A 21096-nucleotide genomic window follows, 5' to 3' on the forward strand; every position below is an offset into this window, starting at 1 on the left:
CATCGCAAGATCATCGCACGCGGATGGGAACCGTCAGGGGCCTTCGCACATACGAGCCGTCCGCCCAGGTGACACCGTCGAGGTCGACCTCGAAATCCGGTATGCGGGTGAGTAGTTCCTCGAGCGCTACCCGTGACTGCATGCGTGCCGCGGCGGCTCCCAGACAGTGGTGGTTTCCGTGGCTGAAGGTGAGGATGTTGCGTGGCTTGCGCAGGATGTCCAATTCGCCTGCATCATCGCCGTATTCGCGCTCGTCCCGGTTGGCACTGCCGTAGAGCAGCAGTGCGCGCCGTCCCGCGGGAATCGTGGTGTCCCCGAAGGTGACGTCGCGGGTCGCGGTGCGTGCCAGACCTTGTACCGGAGAGGTCAGGCGTAGGAATTCCTCCACGGCGCCCGGGATGAGCGACGGGTCTTCGATGAGCTTCCGGCGTTGGTCGGGGTACTGGTGCAAGAGTTGTATTGCACCGCCGAGCATTCCGGTGGTGGTGTCGTTACCTCCCGTCACCATGGTGAACGCGAATCCGAGGATCTGGAGCGTCCCGCTGATGTCTCCGTCGGCGCCGACTCCGGCGGCGACGAGGTGGGACACGGTGTCGTCCTCGGGTTCGGCGCGACGCCGCTCGATGAGCCCGGTGAAATACATCATCAATTCACCGATCGTCTGAGCGACCTCGCCCTGCATGGACTCGATGTCGATCGCGCCGCCGGATGCCGCCGCGACGATGCCGTCGGTCCAGGCGTCGAACTGCGCACGATCCTCCTCCGGCACGCCGAGATAGTGCGCGACGACCATGGAGGGCAGTGGTTTGAACAGCTCGACGACGATATCGCCCTCGCCGCGTTCCCTGAGGCTCTCGAGGCGTTCCACCACGAACTCGCGCACCTTGGGTTCTACGGCCGTCACTTGACGCGGTGTGAATCCACGGGAGACGAGCTTGCGGAAGTCGGTGTGTGTGGGCGGGTCCTGCATGACCATGGGCGGGTTGTCGCCCATGCCGGTCTTCTCAAGGTCGCCGTACATGATGGTCAGACCCCGCGCCGAGGAGAACGTTTCCCAGTCGCGCGCGGCCTCGTAGATATCGGCGTGCCGGGTGAGCACGTAGTAGTCGTCGGCCGGGGCGTGCTCGGGTACCACGTGGTGCACCGGGTCGTGATCGCGAAGCGCCGTGTACATCGGCCATGGATTGGTCCAGTTGTCGGATGCTCCGGGGATGTAGCGCGGCACAACTGTGTGAGACACATCGACTGACATGTCTTATGTGTAAGGCATGTCACCCAAAGTGTCAACACTCTGTGGCGAAACTAGACGAGCGTCCCGGGATTGAGGATGCCCGCGGGGTCGAGTGCCTGCTTGATCCGGCGGTTGACCTCCAGCACCTCCGGGCCCACCTGGCCGCCCAACCATGGCTTCTTGAGACGCCCCACTCCGTGTTCGCCGGTGATAGTGCCTCCCAGGGAGATCGCCAGATTCATGATCTCGCCGAACGCGGCATGGGCGCGCTGCGACTCGTCGGGGTCGTTGGGGTTGTGCACGATCAGTGGATGGGTGTTGCCGTCACCGGCGTGTGCGATCACCGAGATGAGCAGCCGGTGTTGTGTGGCGATGGCTTCCACTCCTTTCACCAGCTCGGCGAGTCGGGGGAGTGGGACTCCCACGTCTTCCAGTAGCAGCGGCCCCTTTGCTTCCACCGCCGGGATCGCGAATCTCCGTGCCGCGACGAAGGCCTCGCCCTCGTTCTGATCGTCGGTGGAAAAGACTTCGGCCGCATGATGATCGGTAAAGATCTGTGCGATGAGGTCGGCGTCCTCTGCCGAGGTTCGACCGCGTTCATCCGAGCGGGCGACGAGCATGGCGGCGGCGTCTCGGTCCAGCCCCATCTTCAGTTTGTCCTCGACCGCGTTGATCGCCACCGAGTCCATGAACTCTAGCATCGAAGGCCGGATCTGTGCGGTGATGGCCAGCACCGCATCCGCCGCCTCGGACACCGAATTGAACGTCGCCACCACGGTGCACGGCGGTGGTTGTGGGGGCAGTAGCCGCAGCGTGACCTCGGTGATCACCCCGAGGGATCCCTCACTGCCGACGAAGAGTTTTGTAAGACTCAATCCAGCAACATCTTTCAGTCGCGGTCCGCCGAGTCGCAGGATCGTGCCGTCGGCCAGGACGACGTGCATCCCCAGCACATAGTCGGTGGTGACGCCATACTTGACGCAGCACAGACCGCCGGCGTTGGTCGCGATGTTGCCGCCGATGCTGCAGATCTCGAAGGACGATGGGTCCGGCGGGTACCAGAGGCCGTGTTCGGCGGCGCTGGCCTTTACTTCCGCGTTGAGGGCACCGGGCTGGGCGATCGCGACGCGCGTGGTGGTGTCGATCGTGATGGCGCGCATCCGTTCGGTCGACAGCACGATGGCGCCGTCCTGGGCGGTCGACCCACCGGATAGTCCAGTGCCCGCACCGCGGGGCACGACGGGGATGTGGTGGGTGCTGGCCCATTTCAGTGTCGCGGAGACCTGCTCCGTGCTACTGGGACGCACCACCGCCAGGGGTGTTCCGGCGTCCGGATCGAAGGCGCGGTCCTGTCGATAGGAGGCGGTGATATCGGGATCGGTGATGACCGCACCCTCGCCGAGGGTGGTTGCGAGCTCGTCGAGGGCGGTCTGGCTCATATCATTCGTGCCGTCGCGCCGGCGTCGATCGGCAGCACCGTCCCGGTGATGTGTGAGCTGGCTTCGTGCGCCAGGAACAACACAGCGCGGGTGACTTCCTCGGCTTTGAGGAAGGGTGCGTACTGCAGGTGCAGCGATGCGAAGACGGACTCGACGTCCTTGAGTGTCGGTTTCTCAAGATCGGGGCGCATCATGCCGAAGACGAAATCGTTTTGTGTCATGGGGGTTTCGATGTTGCCCGGTGCGACGGCGTTGACGGTGATGCCGTAGCCGACGAGATCATGCGCGGCGACCTTGGTCAGTCCGATGACGCCCCACTTCGACGACACGTACGAGGCCTGCGCCCACGTCGCGCTGTGTCCGAGCATCGAGGAGACCGTGATGATCCGGCCGTAGTTCCGCTTGATCATGCCGGGCGCCACGGCCGCGATAGTGTTGAAGGTTCCGGTGAGATTGGTGCCGATGACCTCGTCCCATTGCGCGGATTCGACGTCGGGCAGCAGCGCGATGGTGCTGATACCGGCGTTGGTGATCGCGATATCGATTCCACCGAGTGATTCCTCGGCCTCGGCGACGAACGCGTCCAGCGCTGCTCGGTCTTTCACGTCGAGCTTGGCTGAGATGCACTGGCGCCCGGTCTTTTCGACCATGGCGACCGTCTCGGCGAGGTCGTCCTCGGTTGCCAGCGGATATCCCACGACCTCGCTGTTCTCGCAGCGGTCACAGATCGCGATATCAGCGCCCGCCTCAGCCAGCGCCAGTGCGTGCGAACGCCCCATGCCGCGCGCGCCGCCGGTGATCAGTGCGGTTCTTCCCTCGAAATCAGCCACGGAGCCGACCCTACCGAGTGGGATCCTTTTGGGGCCGCTGTTCGTCCCGGTCCAACTCTCGCAAGACGGGCATCTGCGTGCTGGCGACGGCGATGAGGATCATGGGTATACCGATGATCGTCAAGGTCGAGGCGACGCCGAACTTGTCGGCGATCGGGCCGGCGAGCATGAATCCAAGCGGCCCGGCGCAGTATGCGGTGGACGTCATGACCCCTACCACCCGCCCGCGCAAGTGCTCGGGGGAGCGGGTCTGCATCACGTAGTTGGCGATCGGCGCCACTGGTCCGTAGATGAAGCCCAGGCACGCGCCGAGTACCAGCAGCACCGCGATGGGTGGCAGAAGCGACATGCCCAGCGTGGTGATGCCGGCGGTGAAGGTGGCACACAGCATGATGGTGCGGCGTTGGACGTGGCGCACCATGGTGGCGTACCCGAGGGCGCCGAGCAGGCCGCCGACCGAGATGGCCATAAGTATCCAGCCGAGCTGCTGAGGTGTTCCGGCATCGCTGAAGTGCTTGGGCAGCAACACACTTTCGATCGGCAGGTACAGCGCCGTGATGGCCATGTCGATGAGTGCCAGGGTGCGGAGGATCTTGACGTTCCAGACGAACTTCAATCCCTCGACGACACCGCTGACCACGCCGGTGGGCTTGGTTTCGGCGGCCGGTTTCCCGCTGCCTTCGACCCTGAGAAAGGCGATGGCCACCACCGACACGACGAAGGTCGCAGCGGTGGCCCACATGGTGTTGACACCGCCGATGGAGGCGATCAGCAGGCCGCCCAGACCTGGTCCCACGATGTAGGCGACGTTGAACACCGCTTCGTACATGCTGTTCATCCGATCGAGCGACCAGCCGGCAGCCTTCGCTGCGGCCGGCAGCATCGATTCGCGTGCGGTGATCCCGGCGGGGTCGAAGATGGCGCCGAGCGCGGCGAGGCCCGCGAGCAGTGGCACGCTCAGCCCGGTCGTCATCGCCAGAATAGGTATGGCAGAGACGGATAACAGCGAAAGGACGTCGGAGATGATCGACATCTTGCGTCGCCCGAAGAAGTCGACCGCGGTCCCCGAGATCAGGGTGGAGAAGACCAGCGGCAGGGTGCCGGCCGCGGCGACGATCGCGGCATCCGCGGCAGAGCCGGTGCGCTGCAGCACCAGCCAGGGGATAGCGACGATCGAGACACCGTTGCCGATGGCGGCTACAACGGATGCGAAGAGCAGCAGGAGTACCGGCCTGCGATTCACCTGATCGATTGTCGGCGAATCTGCCGTCGGAGTGGACATGTCGCGGAAAAACGTAGCAGCGGGCAGTGCGGGTAGTCGAGCGAATTTTTGCTAGTTGGCTTCCACTGCCTCGCGAACGATGCGGGCAGTGGATGCCAGGTCGGGATCTCGACGAATCATGAATCCCCTTGCGAAGGCAAGTTTGTCGCCTCCACGTCGTGGCACTACATGCAGGTGCGCGTGCATGACCGTCTGGAACGCGACGCGGCCGTCGTTGAGGGCCAGGTTGGTGCCGTCGCTTTGCAGCTCCGAATCGCGCATGGCGTTGGCGATCCGCTGACCCACCGTCATGATGGCGGCGGCGTCATCGGGCTTCAGATCTGTGAGGTCCTGTGCGTGGGCCTTCGGGATCACCAGCGTGTGACCGCGGGTGATGGGTCGGATATCGAGGAAGGCGAGGGTCGTCTCGTCCTCGTATACGCGGAAGGATGGCGACTCACCGGCGACAATGGCGCAGAAGACACACGACATGAGCACACCGTAGCGGGTCCGCAGTGAATTCACTTCTGTCACAGATGTTTCAGGATGCGGTTACTTGTCGGTGGGCGCCGCTACTATTCGAACATGAGTTCGATTGAAGTGTTGGAGGCGGCCATTGATGCCTTCTGCGCTGAATCGCTCGATGGGCTGACTGCCGCCAATGCTCTGACGGTGCTGGCCCGGTTGGAAGTGGTGCAGCGCCGATTGTCTGCCAGCGCACTGGGGCTGGTGTCGAAGGTGACGGCCCAGGCCTCTCCTATCGAGTTGGGCGGCACCTCGCATGCGGACGTGTTGTCGCGGCGGTTGCATATCAGCAAGAGTGCGGCTCGGCGCCGGATCGCTGATGCCGAACAGTTGGCGTCGCGGCGTGCGTTGACCGGTGAGGTGTTGGCGCCGGTGTTGCCGAATGTGGCCGAGGCTTTGCGGCGCGGCGAGGTCGGGGGCGAGCACGTACGAATCATTCGGGGCTTCTTTGATCGACTACCCACCGTGGTGGATGCGCCGACCCGCGAGGCCGCCGAGAGGCAGTTGGCCGCCATGGCGGCCCGGTTTGGGCCCGAGGCGCTGCGGATCGGTGCCGATCGGATGATGGCCTTGTTGAATCCGGACGGGGAGTTCTCGGATGCGGATCGGGCACGACGACGTGGGATCAGCATCGGGCAGCAGGGTTTTGACGGCATGTCGGCGATCTCGGGATTGTTGGATCCGGAGACGCGTGCGTATCTGGATGCGGTATTCGCCAAACTGGCCGCACCCGGCATGTGCAACCCGAACGATCAAACACCTCTCGTGGACGGGGAAACCGGCCCCCGAGGCCGCCGAACGCGATCAACGCACATCAGCCCAACGCAACCACGACGCCCTCAAGGCGATATCGCGCATGGCGCTCGCCTCGGGGCAGCTCGGCTCGCACCACGGACTACCCGTGACCGTCGTGGTCAGCACCACCCTCAAAGAGCTCGAAGGCGCCGCCGGCGTAGCGATCACCGGCGCCGGCACCCGGCTGCCGATACGTGATCTGATCCGCCTGGCCGCCCACGCCCACCACTATCTGACGATCTTCGACGACGACGGCCGACCGCTGTATCTCGGACGTTCGAAACGCATCGCCACCGCCGATCAGCGCATCGTGCTGCACGCCAAAGACCGCGGCTGCACCCACCCCGGCTGCCACGTCCCCGGATACCTGTGCGAGGTCCACCACATCAACGCATGGGCCCAAGGCGGCCCCACCGACATCGACAACCCAACAAGTCATTAACCTGACCTCTTTATGCGAAGTCCAAAAAGACCGACTGACTGACTAGGCGTCGTGTGGTTTGCCTAACGATTCCTGACCTACCGCCGACCTAGAGGATCGTTCCTGAACTGGTCGTAGAACTCGTCCTCATCAATCTCAGCGGGCCGGTGTGGCTGACTGCGCGCTTCCGAGTCGGGGCGGTTCTTCATGGGGTGTACCTTGCCGACAGGAAGCGACGAGCCTTGCTCTTGAGCGGCCCGTAGCGCTTGATCAAGGTTCCCCGTACGTAGAGCGTGCCCCAATCGCGTTTCATTGGACGAACCCGGCTCTGATCAAGCAGGACGACGCCAGCCCCGATCCGGTTCCACCTTTTTCGAAATTTCTTGAACTTCCGATGCAGCTCAAGATTAGGTAAGGCGGGCTTGGGCTGACGTGACTCGCCTTATACAGACGACGAACATGATCGGAACTACTGTGTGAGACTGCCAACTGTCCGGTGCGACTCGGATCGGATATCACGTGAGCAATCGACAAGACATCTTGGTGTCTAAGTATCTGGTGTTGTACAAAGCAGCTGGTTCCGGGCATGAGCAGATGAGTGAGCCGATACCAATTCAGGTACGGCAAACTGGTCTAACTGGAATTTACACCCAGTTCTTGAAGATCGAAGTCGCATGCAAGGTTCGAAGAAGAACTTTTCCCGGAGCGATTGGAGCTACCGATAAGCCTATCCGTGTTTGTTAGCGCGGCGGTTAGCAAGTAAGAATAGCGGTGTTGCGGAGCCGACGATAAGTTCGCTGATCAAGCTCGAACCTTGAACTGGCTGACCGTGAAGACGGGAGTTTAAAGCGTCGAAGGTATTTCCGGTTAGGTTGCCGAACATGATGCGACGGATAATAACTTCGATTTCTATGGCGACTTCCTTACCATAGAAAGAATAGAGTTCTTCTCGAAGGTCTACACGGGGATGGCCTCCGGTTTCTGCCCAGTGCACGGCGTAGGCAAGGGAAGGGTACTCATTTTCCGAAACATATGCCGAGTCTGCCCCAACCCGCAGCAAGTCGGCGATCGCCTCCTGTGGGATTCCCTCAGCTCCGGCAAGTTCGGTATGCCGCCACGTACAGAACCGGCACTTGTTGACCGATGTGACGGCGAGCATGATCCGTTCTTGCATCTGTCCCCCAACCTGTTTTCGCATTAGGAATCTCGTGGGGTTGAATATGATGCAGATCAACCGGATTGCATCCGATAGCAGTGTGATTGCAGATGCATAGGTACGTACACGTGCAATCGGCTTTGAAGGCAGCTCTGTGCACCGGGCGATCTGGGATTCACCGCTCCCGCTGATGTTTGATGCAGACGATCTCTTAGGCCTGCCAACTTGCATATCGAATCCCCCTACGCTGCAGATGGCCGGTGGGACCAGCCTGTTGCCTTCTCTAGCTGCGAAGCTAGAGCCAGAAGCCGGGCGTCATCGCCCACAGCCCCGATTAGCTGGACCGAGACAGGGAGCCCTTCTTCCGACAGACCTATTGGCAGTGACACCGCCGGGTTGCCTGCGACGTTCCAAAGCGGGGTATAAGGCAACGCCCAACGTGAATGCCAGGCAGCGGCAGCAAGGCTAGCTTTGTACACGGTGCCAGCCAGCGGCGGCAGCGTTCCAATGGTGGGGGTGAGCACAAAGTCCGCATGTTCAAATATCTCGTTAGCATGGGTTGCCACGCGTTTCGCGTGCCATGCCGCAACAGAAGGACTTATCCCTGCATGCATTTTGGCGATTCGCCGGGCAGTCCTTGTAGCCCGGTCCACTTCACTGCTCGACGCATACCGCGAAGCGCTGAGCAGACCAACCTGCGATCGCAACGTAAGGACCGCCATCGGATCCGGCCAGGATCGTAAATCGTCATAGACATGATGCCCCGCCTTTTCGAGCAGTGAAGCGGCCATGGCGACGAAACCAGATATAACGGTGTCCACCTTAGCCACACGGACGGAAGGTCGTACGCTAACCGCTATACACAGCCCAGACAACAGATGCGCCTCGCGGGTTGCAGCCTCGAATCCCGCAGGCACTGACTCAAGCCGGAAGTGATCATCGACGCCCGGTCCGCCTAACGCATCAGCGAGTATTGCCGCATCCAGAACCGAGCGAGTAAGAGTGCCGTAAGTGCCAAGGCCTTGCCAGATGTCACGCGCAGGCGCGGTCGGAAAAAATCCTCGAGATGGCTTGTACCCAACTATCCCACAGCAAGCTGCTGGGATACGCACAGAACCGCCCCCATCGCTACCAATAGCGGCTGGAACCATACCTGCGGCAACAGCGGCAGCCGAACCGCCGCTGGAGCCACCAGGGGTACGGTTAAAATCCCACGGGTTTGTGGTTACACCGCCTACGCTGGACTCGGTAAAGGGCCACTGATCAAACTCAGGGACCCGAGTCTTGATCACTGGAACTGCTCCTTTTTGGACGGCGCGAGCCACGATTTCGGTGCTGGTGTCAGCAACCACATTCCGGGCGGAAGTGCCGTACCCGGTTCGATAGCCCGCCACATCAAGGTCATCTTTCAGCCCCAATGGAACACCAAGTAACCACCCTTGCTCGCCATCGAGGCGACGTTGATCGGCACGCTCAGCTGCCGTGATCGCGTCCTCAAGAACATCTGCAACTGCGTTCAAACGAGGCTCTAGGCAGGACACCCGCTCGAGAACGGCCTCGCACAATCCAACAGCTGTAACTTCGCCACTTTCGAGTGCACCACGCATTTCACTAAGTCCCACAAAAGTCAGGGGAGACCCACTTTGACTCAAAACATCTCCTAAAAATAGAGCGCCATAACCAAGAGCGTCTGCACCTAAAATTGAGTGAGCGACACTCGCGGCCTGACTCGCAGGCGCGGAGGGAACATAACGACACTGGTAAGCGTGACGCACTCGCACCGACATATCCAGTCTTTCGGAGTAAGGAAGATTGCAGATTTTGGTGTGATTGGCTTCACACACCTTGCCGCATCCGGATCATCGCTGGATATCGGCTGCCCCATGTCTGGTTCAACGCCTCCAATCGACTCTGCCGCTGGATGCTGTGGGGGCGGTGTAGATGGGCCGCAGATCGCGTTTCAGAGCGTCCCAGTGCTGCCGAGGCAGGCAGCGGAAGCCGTTGCGCAGCCAGGTGAATCACGTATGCCTGCACGATCGGCTCCGGCCGCACCTCGATAGCAGATGCTCCTATGTTCGCGGGTCGGTTTCGGGGTTTGCTTGTAGGGCGTGGAAGATTTCGCGGGCGATGTAGCGCTTGAGGCAGCACATGGCTTCCTTTTTGGTTTTCCCGTCGGCCAGGCGGCGGGCGAGGTAGTCACGGGTGGGCTGGTGGCGGCGCATCCGGACGACCAGAATGGTGTGCAGGGCGCGGTTAGCGTCGCGGTTCCCGCCTCGGTTGAGTCGGTGCCGAACAACTTTGCCGCTGGAGGCTTCCAGAGGAGAGACGCCGCAGAGTTTGGCGAACGCGGCATCGCTGCGGATGCGCAGTGGGTTATCGCCGATCGCAGCCAGCAGAGTCGCAGCATTATCAGGGCCGACCCCGTAAACAGCCCGCAGCTGCGGTACGGCCACAGCGGTGATCGCATCGATGTGGCGTTCCAGGCGCTGAGCTTCGTCGTCGAGGTCGCGGCAGCGGGTGGCCAGGGATTTCAACGATATTCTGACTGCATTGGTTAGGGTGCAGGGTGTTTCGGGCACGATCAGTGTTCGGCAGGCGTAGATGAGGCTCTTGCGGTAGACGCCTGTGAGTTCTTGTCGTCCTTCGTCGGGCGCGGTGATGATGAGGCTTTTGAGCGCCACGAACGCTTTGGTGCGTGCCCGCACCGCGTTGCCGCGGGCTACCCGCAGCACCCGCACCATTTCAGCGGGGCCGTCCGCGGTTTTGGGGTCGCCAAGGTCTTCCCCCGCGAGCACGATGGCGACGGCCCCGGCAGCATCGGCGTCATCAGATTTGCCGTAGCGGGCACGGCGCTGTCGTTTAGGGCGGCCGACCTCGGTCACCGGGATACCTTCGGCTCGCAGGTACCGGGCCAGTCCGGCCCCCGTAATGGCCTGGTCCCTCAATCCCGACCTGATTGATCTGCCCGAGGCGGCGTGCCCAGGTGAGCAGGCTGCGATACCCGCTGGGCGTGGCGGGCCGGCGGTGACTTCCGAGTGGGCGACCGAGCTGGTCGGCGGCGTGTGCGACGTGGAACTGTTTGTGGGTGTCGACACCCACGATGACCTGTGGTTGGGTGGGTGGTGTGGTGGTGGATTCCATTGCGGCCCTTCCTCGAAACGAGAATTCGGTGCGGGATGAAAGGGCAGAGCCGCCAGGCGGGGACGATACTGCTACGGGATCTCTGATCGGGCTCCTACCAGGTCACTCCGCTTGGCGGTTCCGCCGAACCAGACACGGCCGACGAATCTGCTGATGAAAGGCACACCCGCAGGTGGCCGGTAAAGAAATGTGTCAGGCCATGCTGGTCCGAACGCGGACCCTACCAGCGAACCCGAAACCCCGAGGTCGGATGCCTCGGAAGCACCGGCAGTCTTTTAACACCATTAAAGAAAGTTCTCACACAGCAGGTCACAGGTGTTTCTCCGGTGATCTGACAAACGTGGACGCGGGTGTCTGTTCGGGGGCGGCGGACGGGAGCGCCAGCGGACGGTAGCCGCCCCCGTCATATTGATGGCCGTGTTGACACTGTGAGGATGACCGGCTGAGCGCCGTCGAGCTGGTGGTGATGCTGGTTTCGTTGGTGGGGTCAAAAGTGGGTTGGCGATGCTGTGACCTGTCGGGTTACGGTCCGGCGAGGTGTTCGAGGATGGTGGCGGCGCGTCGTCCGAGGTGGTCTAGGGCTTGGCGGCCTTTGGTGTCGCTGGCTTGAGAGGGGTAGCCGATGACGCCGCTGCGGGTGTAGGCGTCGATGCCAAGAGTGGTGAGGTAGCGGCGGTCATCGGCGGTGTGGTCGGCGGTCGCCCAACCCTCGCGTAGGTATTCGGGGTGTGCGGCCAGCAGGATCGAGGTCTCTAACTCTCCGGCGTGCATGTCGTCGTGGTTGCTGCTGGTGATTGCGGCGGCGGTGCGGGCTTCGGTCCAGTCTTCGCGGCTTGGGTACAGGCCGAGCCGAATGCTGGTGTCGTGGTGGTTGGCTTGTTGGACGACGTTGGTCAGTACGGCGTTGCCGCCGTGGGCGTTGACTACCAGCAGGCCGTGGGCTCCTTGCGCTGCCGCGGATTCGGCGATGTCTTCGATGATGTAGCTCAAGGTCGCGGCGCTGATGCTGAGGGTGCCGGGGAACGCGGCATGCTCGTGTGAGCAGCCGAACGTGATGGGCGGGAGCTGAAACACGTTGTGATGCTTGCTGATCGCGGTGGCGACAGCGGTGGCGATGAGGGTGTCAGTGCCCAGCGGCAGAAAGGGTCCGTGCTGCTCGAAAGAACCCACCGGCAGCACCGCGACGGGGGCCTGGGCGGCGGGGTCGGTGGTCGTGGTGGCGGGGATGAGCGGCGCGTTCATCAGATGACTCCTTGGGTGGCGTTCTTGATCCGACCGGCAAGTTGTTGCAGCAGCGGATTCCGGTCGCGTCGGCGCCGGTCCCGTACCAGCTTGCCCGCCTGGGCCAGATGCCGGCGTGCGCGCTGGGACGGCGCGGAAAGGTAGCCGGGTATCGCGGCGTCCGCGAGGGTGAGTGCCATCGGGTATTCCCGCACGGCGATGTAGGCGTGCAGCAGCCGCATATCGGCGACCGCGCGGTCTCGGTGCTGCTCGGAGGTCCACTGGCCGTGGTGAGCGGCAAGCAGTTCGGCAGCCTTGGCGGGCTCGTCAAGGCGTAAGTAGCCTGCCGCGATGTCACTGGCGACATAGGCGGCATGCGCATACACGGCGCGGTCACCGTCCACGGGTTCGATGTCACCAAGTTCGAGGGCGTGGGCGGCGTGCCGGTGGAAACCACGCTGATCGCCGTTGGCAAGTGCGGCAAGGGCTCGTTGGCGGGCGATGCTGGCCCTCAAGCGCCCGGCGTCGTGTCCGTCGATGAGGTCGGCGGCATCTTCTGCCAGCTCGGCGGCCAGCTCAGGGCTGTGGCGGATGTAGATGTTGGATTGGCGCATCCAGATCATAGCCGTCAGATCCGGTTCTGCGGACCGGAGGTGCGCGGCTGCCTTGTTGGTCAATGCCTCGGCGGCGCTGTAATCGCCGAGGTCCTGGGCGATCCATCCGCCGACTTCGGCAATGGTTCCGGCTGCCTGGCGCACCTGGGCGCGCAGCTTGGCCGGTGCGGACTTGATCAGGGCTTCCACGGTTTCTAGATCGCGTTCGACCAGCGGGCGGGCGTGCTGGGGGCCGAAGGTGTGTTCTGCCTGGATATGGGCTTGCTGCTGGGCGGCGATCACCGCCAGCACATCTCCGTCGACGGGTAGTTGCAGCAGCAGCGGGTGAGGAAGCCGGGTGTCTGTCGGAATATCGAACAACTCGCCGGGCTCCATGCCGTAGATCGCGGCGATGTCCTCGCTCCACTGCTGGCCTACCGCGCCGCTCTTTTCGATTTGGGCATACCGGCGTCGCAGCGACTCGGGGGTCGCCAGATCGTCATCCCCGCGCATGCTGCGCACGTTGTGGATCTCTATGGCCACCTCGCGCAAGCTCAACCCCTGCTCCTCGCGCGCACGGCGCAACCGTGCCGCGTTGCGCTCACGGATCGGGTCGGCAGCCACACTCACGATCATGCCCGATACATCACCCCAGGTCAGGCGATCGTGCGCGTGTTGGGACATCACCGGCATCACTGGCGATCACTTTTGGCACCCACCCCATCACCGCTGTCCTGAAGAGGCGACCCGCAACGGGCGCGCCAAACAGTTGAAGGGACACAAACAAATGAAGCTAAAAGTTGACACCGCAGCGGTGCAGTTCATGTGCACCAAGAATCCGGAGCCGCGCACCGATTTCGGCACCGGCCAGCCCAAGATCGACAAGGCAACAGGGACGGTGCTGCATCAGGTGCAGTTAATGGCCCTGGACGCCGATGGCGGAGACGTGCTGGCGGTGACTGTGGCCGGTCAACCCAAAGTCACTGTCGGCCAGCAAGTCTCCGTCACCAACCTGGTGGCCACCCCATGGTCGCAGGACGGGCGCTCGGGGGTGGCGTTCCGCGCCGACGCCATTACGTCGGCTGACGGCAAGACGGCTGGCGCTCAGCCGCGTCAGTAACCAATAGGGAGGCACCCCACTGCAACTCGCGCAAGACTTCCGAAAGGCGTTAGATCATGTCAAAGAGCTCAAAAAATAAGAACGACAAGAACACTGAATCTGGTGATGATTGGATCGGGGAGATCGTCATCGCGTTCATGGCTGGGGTCGCCAAGCTGCTGTGGTGGGGGTTGCGGTTCCCATCTTTGGGCGCACCCGTGGCGATCTCACTTGTGGTCGGTGGCGCATATGGCATCAATGCCGGGTTCCTGACAGCGTTGGGGTTTGTGGGCCTGTACACGCTGTGGATGGTTCTGGATGAGGATTCCTTTGAGCGGTGGGTGATTGGTCCGCCGTACCGGCATTGGCAGCGTTGGTCGCGGTATCTGTCGCGGTGGGACAACGTGTGCACCGCGTGCGGGCTGAGCGCCACAGTTGGTGAGCGCCAGCTGGTTCCGGTGCTGCACGGCATCCGGATCGGCGAACACTCCGACATCCTGGACGTCAGTGTTGTGACTGGTCAGTCGATCATCAACTGGCGCAATCAATCCGAGGCGTTGGCAGCGGCCCTTGAGGCCGTCCGCATCACCATCGCCGCCACCGAGCCCGGCCAGATCCGCATCGCCGTCATCCGTGGCGATGCACTTGGAGAGCCGGTGGCGTTGCCTAGGCCCGTGGTCGGGGCGGCCGTGAACCTGTCGGCGATTGCGGTCGGCGTCACCGAGAACGGCGGCCTGTGGCGGGTGCCGGTGTTGGGCCACAACCTTTTGGTCGCCGGAGCCCCGGGGGCCGGTAAAGGCTCGGTGTTGTGGTCACTGACCGCTGGTTTGGCCCCGGACATCAAAACCGGGCGAGTGCGGTTGTGCGTGATCGACCCCAAGGGGGGCATGGAGCTCGGGGCCGGAGAACCCATGTTCTCGTTCTTCTCCCACGATGCGACCGACCGCACGCTGGAGCTGCTGCGGGCTTTGGTCAAGGTGATGAACGAGCGAGCCAACCGGCTGCGCGGGCACACCCGCCTGCACATCCCCACCACCGCTGATCCGCTGTTTGTGATCATCATCGATGAGATCGCGGCCTTGACCTCTTATGTGACGGACCGCAAAATCAAAGCCGAAATCGAACAACTCCTGGGGCTGCTGCTGTCCCAGGGCCGTGCGGTCGGTATCTCGGTGGTGGGTGCGATTCAGGACCCATCCAAAGACGCCTTGCCGCTACGTCAGTTGTTCGGTGTGCGTATCGGTTTGCGCATGACCGAAGCATCACAAACCGCTATGGTCCTCGGACAAGGCGCCCGCGACCGAGGGGCGCACTGCGACCTCGTCGCCGATGCCACACCGGGTGTGGGGTACGTGATGATCGACGGCACCGCCACCCCCGTGCGGGTGCGCGCCTTCTACGTCACCGACGACGACATCTCCTATCTGGTGCGGATCTTCCCCACCCCTCGCAGGAAGCTGGGCGGGCCGAACGGTTCTGAAAACACTGCCGGAGAACAGAAATGAGGTCCACCCATGGTGCAGGGAGCCCGGCAATCATCTTGCCGGGCATCCCCGCCACCTGCGACCCTTCGCGCGTCGTCACACAGATGGTGCGCCGTGCATCCTCTATCGGTTTTGATGCGTGGTGGCGGCGTGCCCAATCGGTCGGATTCTGCGCCCACCCTATCCAGCTCGTCGGCACCAATGAGTTCGGCCGCGAAACGGTGGTGTGGGTGCGCTGCAACAACCGGCGTGCCTCGGTGTGCCCGTCGTGCTCAGACCTGTACGCCCGCGACACCTGGCAACTCGTCGCCGCCGGAACCAGCGGAGGACGCCACCACATCCCCGCCAGCGTCGCCGCCCACCCGCAAGTGTTCGCCACCTTGACCGCCCCTAGCTTCGGGGCCGTACACACCAACAGCGGCACTATGTGCCGGGATCATCGCCGGATCGGGGAGTTCCGGCGTTGCGCCCACCGACAACCCCTGTGGTGCAACGAAAACCACGGGCACAATGATGTGTTGGCAGGGCAACCGCTATGCCGGGAATGCTATGACTACACCGGACATGTGCTGTTCACCTGGCACCTGCCCGAACTATGGCGACGCTTCACCATCACACTGCGACGCGCCGTCGACATGAAACTGAAATCCATTGGAATAGAGCCGAAATCAGTGCGCTTCAGCTTCGTCAAAGTTGTGGAAATGCAAGCCCGTGCCATCCCCCACATCCACGCCCTTATCCGCCTGGACCCCGCCGATCCCAACACCACCGCCTCAAGTGAGCGCACCAATCACGGCCCCGCCGCCACCCGTGGTGGTGGGGAGCGCCGTCACGAATCTGACCCGGTATGGCAGTCGCCGATCAGCGCCGCCGAATTGGCCACTCTGACCCAACAAGCTGCACGATCCGTGCAGCTCCATGTACTCGACCCGAGCACCAACAAGCGTGAGGGCTCCGAGAGCCTAGACACCGCCGCGTCAGAATCAGTGACGGTGCGGTTTGGTACTCAAATCGACACTCAACCCCTAGTCTCTGAAACCAGAGTCCCACAACCTGATTCATCCGATAGCGGGGCACCGGCGGGCCGGTTGTCGCCACGTCGGGTTGCTGGATATCTGGCCAAGTACGTCACCAAATCATTGGCCGATTTCGGTATCAGCGCCCGGCGTCTGTCTGCCGAGGCCATCGCCGAGCTAGAGGTCACCGAGCATGTACGGTCGATCCTGACTACCATAAGCGCTCTAGCCGAGGTGGCCCGGCAAGGATTGGGTGCGTTGACAGGGATCGGGCGCTGGTTGCACACCCTCGGGTATCGAGGCCACATCACCACCAAATCACACCGCTACTCCACCACCATGGGTGCTCTGCGGGCCATCCGCGCCACCTGGACCCGTCAACAGACAGCGAAACACTCAGTCTCACAGGATAATCCAGACAGCAGAGAACTCGATGCCCTTGCAGACGGCGACGAAGTGTGGTGGCAGTTCCATCGCGCCGGACACGCCACCCCCGGCGATCGAACACTGGTCGTCTCGGCCGCGTTGCGGCACATCGATTCCCGCCGCATCGGCCTTGCCGAGTCGCGCGCACTGCGCGACAAGCAAGCGCCCGGAGCCGGTGATGGCTAACTACGACCGCGCCGAATTCACCGCATGGCTGCACGCTTCTTGCGAGCGCCAGGGCGTCCCGGTCACGGTCACTGACCCCGCCGTCATCACCCAAGTCGCCACCCTACTCGGACCCCGCACGCAACCACTCCAACGCCGCGACCGACTCGCGCGACGTGACATCGCATCGAATTCCACTTCGTAGCGGTGCTGGCTGTATCGGGCGAAGGAACATTACGTGAAGCCAGGAACCGACGGCGCAGGCTATCGATGAGGCTGCGCGCTTCGTGTAAATCTCGGCGCAGGGACGGCACATGCCGACGTTGATGGAGCAATGTTTGTTCGAGTTCCTTACTTACCGAGGACGCGACCACCCGTCGTCAACAACCTCTGACAGGACTGCAAGCATCTCCCCGCGCACTTTTGTGGTCAGTGCAGTAACTTTTGGCTTGCTTGAGCACGACTGGCTCCAGCACGGTAAGGCGGCATCCGATTTGGCGAGGTGCCGCATTTTGGTCGGGTGATTGTGAGGGTGTGTTATGCGTGGAATCTCTTGGGGCGGTGGGCTGCACAACACCACCGCCGAAGGCGCAGGGCCACTTGCGGCGGGCCTAGATGCCAGTCCCGCATCGGAGGGGTTTGTGGAGCGTTTCGAACAGTATGTTTGCGAGCATGAGCATGCGTACGAAGTCTTTTGCCAGCGAGCGCAGTGAGGATCACGGAGAATTCCTCGTTTTTCGTGTCCAGCTTGTTAGGTGTACCCGTGCAGAACTTCGGCCGCGAAGCGGTGGGTGAAGCACGCGCGGTCACCGCTACGGGGCGAGGCTATGCCCGTCGGTGGTCTGTGCGTTGGATGGCTTTGCGTAGGCATCGATTCGATCGACTTGTCGCTATTTGTTCATTTTTTGTTGCGCCCTAGTGAAGGACTTATTCATCCTTCGATCCTATGGGTGGCTGGGTAGCTCGGATAATTATCGTTGGGCAAGTTGACGATTGACTGTTTCCCCGCTAGACATTGCAAAGCACAGGCGGTGGCCCAGCTTGTCAACATAAAAGCCGCCACATAGACACCCTCGCAATACGCAACGGCTGACGGATGAATCCGGTTACGCTGCGCACGTGGGTTTTTGATCGGAGAGTCAGCATGCGTGCACGCTGGTTGATCGGGCTGCTCGGCGCGGCACTAATCATCGTCTCGATCGTGCTCGCCGGACATCGGCCCTGGGTGTCTGTCTACGGCCGTACAACACAGTGCGGTAACCGCAACATCCCGTCAGCAACGAGGTGTACATCCTGGATCAGGACACCTCGACTGCACAAACAACTAATGCGCACTACCTAGCAGGCCAATGCCGCAAGGAGCACGACACCATTTCGAATACTGTCCGCGCATTGTCTGGTACCGGAATCCTTGCCGTCATCGGCGCAATCACCATCGGCCACACCACCCACCGCGCACACCACCAACCCTCACCGTTAATGAAGTCGAGCAGTGAACGGATCGTGATATCACGGTGAAAAACAATCTTGGTTCTGGTAACAGTGGGCACCTAGTGTGCGCGCATGGAAATCGGGTCGGGTCGTCGCCGCATGTACGGTTGGCAGTGAATGAGTGGGCACGAGAACGTTGTTGGCTTGATCTCTCGGGGCCGCAACGCTGATCTGCGCCAAGCCCAGTACTACCAGGGACTGCTAGAAGGGTTGCGCGCTGAGGTGGGCCGTGAGCTGGCCGACTTCCGGCTCGCGTTAGATCGCCGCCGAAAGAGTGGGCGTTGAATACCGCACGGCTACAACAGCTCGTCGCGGCTAAGCAAGCCGAATTGACCGCTCTCAACCACCTGATCGAGGCGCTCAGTGAGAGATTCCCTACCTCGGCAGACTTCCTTGCGGAGGCAGACACTACTGCGCTGACCGCCCTCCCCATATGAACCACCTCAAAGTGCGGTGCGGCATGACGTTGACACGAGCTTTGGCTCGCATCGTCAGATATCTGCGTGCTGGCTATCCCACCGGAATTCCCGCCACCGACTACATTCCCCTGTTGGCCCTGCTGAAACGGCGGCTAACAGACAGCGAAATAATCACCATCACAACCGAACTCACCCAACACGGGCACCTGTCAGTGGATGTCACTGACATCCGCGTAGCGATCACCAAAATTACCGACGACTTGCCCGACGCCGACGATATCGGCCGCGTCAGAGCCCACCTTGCAACCATCGGCTGGTCCATCGCGGACGAATTCACCCCTCCCGAAACCTAACTGCCCCTGCTAGCCTCACCAAACCATCTGCCTTGCAACAGATACCCAGAATCGGTTACCGAACCATCACGACCACACCGGATCACCAAGCGACGTAACCCAAATTGCCACATTGTGCGCGGCACAACCCGCTACATCCGCCAAATCGGGTCGATACGACCCATGTCCAGGCTGCGCGCTCCCAGTTTTCCGGGTTTGATGACAACGTGATCTACGACGGCGCGGATGATCGCGTGGCAGCGGTCCAAACCCAGATCATCCCATTGTGCACGCAGCGCTGAACCTTTACCGGCGAGTTCGGCCAGCGGACCGGTGTCGGCGGCATCTGCGATCTCGCGGCGCAGCCGCGTAATGGTGTCGGTGATGGGATCGCGGGCCATGATCCACTCCCGTGCGGTGATCGCCCCTGACGAGTACAGACCTGTGAGCTCATCTAGGCGGGCTTGAGCGGCCTCAACTTGGACGCTCAACGCGGCGGTGTCCGGATTGGCACGGACCTTCCCGGCGAGCGCATCAGCTAGCACCTTGGAATCAAGGCGGGTCAGCACAGCGTCGGCGATCAGCTTCTCCAGCGGTTCAGCCACCACCGTCATACGCCCGCACCCGCCATGATCGGGGCTCGATGAACACACATACCGACGCTTATGGGCTCCCGCCTCCAGACGAGCAGCGGAAAACATGCGGGCTTGGCAGCGCCCACACCGGCACAACCCCGACAACACGTACTTTCTCGGGGATCGTTTACGGTTCCACGAGCGCACCGACAACGCGGCCAACACCTGATCGCGCTGCGCGGCGCCGATGATCGGTTCCCAGGCCGCTTGGCCGACCACCTCACCCTTATAGGCGCGTAACCCGGCAATCCGTGGCGACGACACAATGCCCCGTACTGCGGTGGAGGCCCACCGCGCACCCCGCACCGGAGCAACGCCGCTCTCGTTGAGCCAGACCGTCAGCGAGTTCACCGATTCCCCGGCGATCACCCGCATCACCAACTCCCGCACCACCGCTGCTTCACTCTCACGGATGGTGATTTTGTCGTCGTCGTATCCGAAGGGGCGGTTGGGGCCGTGCGGTAAGCCTTGGGCGGCTTTCTGCTCATATTTTCGTTTCATGCGCGCGGATTTGCGGCCTGATTCTTTGGCGGCGAACGCGGCGAAAATACGGGCCATAAACAGCCCGTCATCGTTGCCCAGATCGATGTCGGCGGTGACCGTGGCGACCTGGTTCACGCCTGCGGCCTCGCACAGGGCCACGAAGTCCTCCAACTCGACCGGACGGCGATGCAGCCGGTCCAGGTTGTAGACGATCACCGCATCCCGAACACCGGCAGCCAGATCCGAGCACATCGCCTCATAACCCGCACGCAGCTTGCCCGAATACGCTGAGATGTCGTTATCGACGTATTCGTGGCCTACTGCCCAGCCGCGTTCGGCGGCGAGCTTGCGGCAATCCTCCAACTGCCGTTGCACCCCAAGGGATTTACCCTCCACATCAACAGAAATCCGGGCATAGACTGCCGCCGAACGGACCTCCGAAACCTTCTTCGCCATAAGGTCAGTTTAACGAAAAATAAGCAACCTCACCTTCGCCTGCGCACCACACCACCGCCTCCTCGAACACGGCTGGAGCACCCGAAAACACACCGACGGCACCACCGAATGGATACCCCCACCACAGTTTCAACTGGACTGCCTGATCCAAGGCGTCGACTCAGTGCGCACACCCCGCTGACCTGGCATGCTGGTGATATGGCTGGTAAGGAAATTGACAAGCAGCGGGCAAATGCCGCGCTGGCGGTGATCCGTCAGCACCCGGGAATGGCGCTGTTCTTGGCTGCCCCGGTACTGGCCGCTCTTGGCGCCGTGTGGTGGATCGCCGGTCTTGGATGGGCATTGGTCCTGGCCGTGGTCGTCGTGCTCGCAGGCGGCGCCGCGATCGTCATGCGCCGCAGCTGACGTAGCACCCGAGGTTCCACGCTGTTCGCTGTAAGCGGACACCCCAATGTTTGTAAGCGTGTAATTTTGTAA

General features: G+C 62.2%; 18 protein-coding genes and 2 pseudogenes. 7 read left to right on the forward strand and 13 right to left on the reverse strand.

Annotated elements, in window-relative coordinates; all coding sequences use genetic code 11:
* Positions 1 to 10: 10 nt before the first annotated feature.
* The 5 genes from MSTE_RS06725 to MSTE_RS06745 are packed head-to-tail and all read right to left on the reverse strand — an operon-like array spanning position 11 to position 5253.
* The gene (locus MSTE_RS06725) at positions 11 to 1252 is read right to left on the reverse strand and encodes a cytochrome P450 (RefSeq protein WP_096499948.1); all 1242 of its coding nucleotides are present in this window, start codon (positions 1250 to 1252) and stop codon (positions 11 to 13) included.
* Positions 1253 to 1302: 50 nt separating this feature from the next.
* Positions 1303 to 2670: an FAD-binding oxidoreductase gene (locus tag MSTE_RS06730; RefSeq protein ID WP_096499950.1), complete on the reverse strand. Its 1368-nt coding sequence runs from the start codon at positions 2668 to 2670 to the stop codon at positions 1303 to 1305.
* Positions 2667 to 3500 carry a mycofactocin-coupled SDR family oxidoreductase gene (locus MSTE_RS06735; protein WP_096499952.1) on the reverse strand — a complete coding sequence of 278 codons (834 nt, stop codon included), beginning with the start codon at positions 3498 to 3500 and terminating at the stop codon, positions 2667 to 2669. Before MSTE_RS06735 ends, MSTE_RS06730 begins: the two co-directional genes overlap by 4 nt.
* 10 nt (positions 3501 to 3510) lie before the next feature.
* Positions 3511 to 4782 carry an MFS transporter gene (locus MSTE_RS06740; protein WP_096499954.1) on the reverse strand — a complete coding sequence of 424 codons (1272 nt, stop codon included), beginning with the start codon at positions 4780 to 4782 and terminating at the stop codon, positions 3511 to 3513.
* Between the two features lie 51 nt (positions 4783 to 4833).
* Entirely contained in the window at positions 4834 to 5253 is a 420-nt protein-coding gene (locus MSTE_RS06745) for an HIT family protein (protein WP_096505546.1), read from the reverse strand.
* A gap of 93 nt (positions 5254 to 5346) precedes the next feature.
* Here MSTE_RS06745 and MSTE_RS06750 point away from each other — a divergent pair.
* A pseudogene (locus MSTE_RS06750) lies at positions 5347 to 6514 on the forward strand (HNH endonuclease signature motif containing protein); the annotation flags it as partial.
* Between the two features lie 715 nt (positions 6515 to 7229).
* Here MSTE_RS06750 and MSTE_RS06755 read toward each other — a convergent pair.
* From MSTE_RS06755 to MSTE_RS06775, 7 genes and pseudogenes are all read right to left on the reverse strand, one after another.
* Positions 7230 to 7676, reverse strand: a complete 447-nt coding sequence (locus tag MSTE_RS06755; protein WP_157997648.1) for a carboxymuconolactone decarboxylase family protein — start codon at positions 7674 to 7676, stop codon at positions 7230 to 7232.
* A gap of 224 nt (positions 7677 to 7900) precedes the next feature.
* Positions 7901 to 9265: an amidase family protein gene (locus MSTE_RS06760; protein WP_157997649.1), complete on the reverse strand. Its 1365-nt coding sequence runs from the start codon at positions 9263 to 9265 to the stop codon at positions 7901 to 7903.
* 244 nt (positions 9266 to 9509) lie between these two features.
* Positions 9510 to 9713, reverse strand: a pseudogene (locus tag MSTE_RS25935) (transposase); the annotation flags it as partial.
* A 14-nt stretch (positions 9714 to 9727) separates the two neighbouring features.
* Complete coding sequence (locus MSTE_RS06765) at positions 9728 to 10540, reverse strand: transposase (protein WP_231897014.1); 813 nt, start codon at positions 10538 to 10540, stop codon at positions 9728 to 9730.
* Positions 10518 to 10799 (reverse strand): IS110 family transposase, encoded by a 282-nt coding sequence (locus MSTE_RS25720; RefSeq protein WP_331712881.1) that lies wholly within the window; start codon positions 10797 to 10799, stop codon positions 10518 to 10520. Before MSTE_RS25720 ends, MSTE_RS06765 begins: the two co-directional genes overlap by 23 nt.
* A gap of 522 nt (positions 10800 to 11321) precedes the next feature.
* Entirely contained in the window at positions 11322 to 12041 is a 720-nt protein-coding gene (locus MSTE_RS06770; RefSeq protein ID WP_096499960.1) for a creatininase family protein, read from the reverse strand.
* On the reverse strand, positions 12041 to 13297 hold the full coding sequence (locus MSTE_RS06775) for a hypothetical protein (protein ID WP_231897016.1): 1257 nt from the start codon (positions 13295 to 13297) through the stop codon (positions 12041 to 12043). Before MSTE_RS06775 ends, MSTE_RS06770 begins: the two co-directional genes overlap by 1 nt.
* Positions 13298 to 13400: 103 nt before the next feature.
* Between MSTE_RS06775 and MSTE_RS06780 the strand changes: the two genes are divergently transcribed.
* The 5 genes from MSTE_RS06780 (at position 13401) to MSTE_RS06805 (ending at position 19066) form a co-directional block, all read left to right on the forward strand.
* Entirely contained in the window at positions 13401 to 13733 is a 333-nt protein-coding gene (locus MSTE_RS06780; RefSeq protein WP_096499962.1) for an SCO3933 family regulatory protein, read from the forward strand.
* A gap of 56 nt (positions 13734 to 13789) precedes the next feature.
* Positions 13790 to 15217, forward strand: a complete 1428-nt coding sequence (locus MSTE_RS06785; RefSeq protein WP_096499964.1) for an FtsK/SpoIIIE domain-containing protein — start codon at positions 13790 to 13792, stop codon at positions 15215 to 15217.
* Entirely contained in the window at positions 15214 to 16824 is a 1611-nt protein-coding gene (locus MSTE_RS06790; RefSeq protein WP_096499966.1) for a replication initiator, read from the forward strand. Before MSTE_RS06785 ends, MSTE_RS06790 begins: the two co-directional genes overlap by 4 nt.
* A gap of 1587 nt (positions 16825 to 18411) precedes the next feature.
* Positions 18412 to 18579 carry a hypothetical protein gene (locus MSTE_RS06800; RefSeq protein ID WP_231897017.1) on the forward strand — a complete coding sequence of 56 codons (168 nt, stop codon included), beginning with the start codon at positions 18412 to 18414 and terminating at the stop codon, positions 18577 to 18579.
* Positions 18580 to 18754: 175 nt separating this feature from the next.
* Positions 18755 to 19066 carry a DUF3349 domain-containing protein gene (locus MSTE_RS06805; protein WP_167455678.1) on the forward strand — a complete coding sequence of 104 codons (312 nt, stop codon included), beginning with the start codon at positions 18755 to 18757 and terminating at the stop codon, positions 19064 to 19066.
* A 131-nt stretch (positions 19067 to 19197) separates the two neighbouring features.
* Here MSTE_RS06805 and MSTE_RS06810 read toward each other — a convergent pair whose 3' ends face one another.
* Positions 19198 to 20619, reverse strand: a complete 1422-nt coding sequence (locus MSTE_RS06810; RefSeq protein ID WP_096499969.1) for a recombinase family protein — start codon at positions 20617 to 20619, stop codon at positions 19198 to 19200.
* Between the two features lie 198 nt (positions 20620 to 20817).
* On the opposite strand from MSTE_RS06810, the gene MSTE_RS06815 reads away from it, so the two are divergent.
* Positions 20818 to 21024: a hypothetical protein gene (locus MSTE_RS06815; RefSeq protein WP_078359071.1), complete on the forward strand. Its 207-nt coding sequence runs from the start codon at positions 20818 to 20820 to the stop codon at positions 21022 to 21024.
* Positions 21025 to 21096 lie beyond the last annotated feature (72 nt).

The sequence above is a fragment of the [Mycobacterium] stephanolepidis genome, assembly GCF_002356335.1.
GTDB classification, from domain to species: Bacteria; Actinomycetota; Actinomycetes; order Mycobacteriales; family Mycobacteriaceae; genus Mycobacterium; species Mycobacterium stephanolepidis.

Excerpts from the sequence above, each read along its gene's own strand:
- MSTE_RS06760 (WP_157997649.1), bottom strand. The coding sequence starts at position 9,265 with ATGCGTGGTGCACTCGAAAGTGGCGAAGTTACAGCTGTTGGATTGTGC.
- MSTE_RS06815 (WP_078359071.1), top strand. The coding sequence starts at position 20,818 with ATGGCTGGTAAGGAAATTGACAAGCAGCGGGCAAATGCCGCGCTGGCG.
- MSTE_RS06805 (WP_167455678.1), top strand. The coding sequence starts at position 18,755 with ATGACGTTGACACGAGCTTTGGCTCGCATCGTCAGATATCTGCGTGCT.
- MSTE_RS06740 (WP_096499954.1), bottom strand. The coding sequence starts at position 4,782 with ATGTCCACTCCGACGGCAGATTCGCCGACAATCGATCAGGTGAATCGC.
- MSTE_RS06790 (WP_096499966.1), top strand. The coding sequence starts at position 15,214 with ATGAGGTCCACCCATGGTGCAGGGAGCCCGGCAATCATCTTGCCGGGC.
- MSTE_RS06810 (WP_096499969.1), bottom strand. The coding sequence starts at position 20,619 with ATGGCGAAGAAGGTTTCGGAGGTCCGTTCGGCGGCAGTCTATGCCCGG.
- MSTE_RS06800 (WP_231897017.1), top strand. The coding sequence starts at position 18,412 with ATGAGTGGGCACGAGAACGTTGTTGGCTTGATCTCTCGGGGCCGCAAC.
- MSTE_RS06785 (WP_096499964.1), top strand. The coding sequence starts at position 13,790 with ATGTCAAAGAGCTCAAAAAATAAGAACGACAAGAACACTGAATCTGGT.
- MSTE_RS06770 (WP_096499960.1), bottom strand. The coding sequence starts at position 12,041 with ATGAACGCGCCGCTCATCCCCGCCACCACGACCACCGACCCCGCCGCC.
- MSTE_RS06745 (WP_096505546.1), bottom strand. The coding sequence starts at position 5,253 with ATGTCGTGTGTCTTCTGCGCCATTGTCGCCGGTGAGTCGCCATCCTTC.
- MSTE_RS06730 (WP_096499950.1), bottom strand. The coding sequence starts at position 2,670 with ATGAGCCAGACCGCCCTCGACGAGCTCGCAACCACCCTCGGCGAGGGT.
- MSTE_RS25720 (WP_331712881.1), bottom strand. The coding sequence starts at position 10,799 with ATGGAATCCACCACCACACCACCCACCCAACCACAGGTCATCGTGGGT.
- MSTE_RS06780 (WP_096499962.1), top strand. The coding sequence starts at position 13,401 with ATGAAGCTAAAAGTTGACACCGCAGCGGTGCAGTTCATGTGCACCAAG.
- MSTE_RS06725 (WP_096499948.1), bottom strand. The coding sequence starts at position 1,252 with ATGTCAGTCGATGTGTCTCACACAGTTGTGCCGCGCTACATCCCCGGA.
- MSTE_RS06755 (WP_157997648.1), bottom strand. The coding sequence starts at position 7,676 with ATGCAAGAACGGATCATGCTCGCCGTCACATCGGTCAACAAGTGCCGG.
- MSTE_RS06775 (WP_231897016.1), bottom strand. The coding sequence starts at position 13,297 with ATGTCCCAACACGCGCACGATCGCCTGACCTGGGGTGATGTATCGGGC.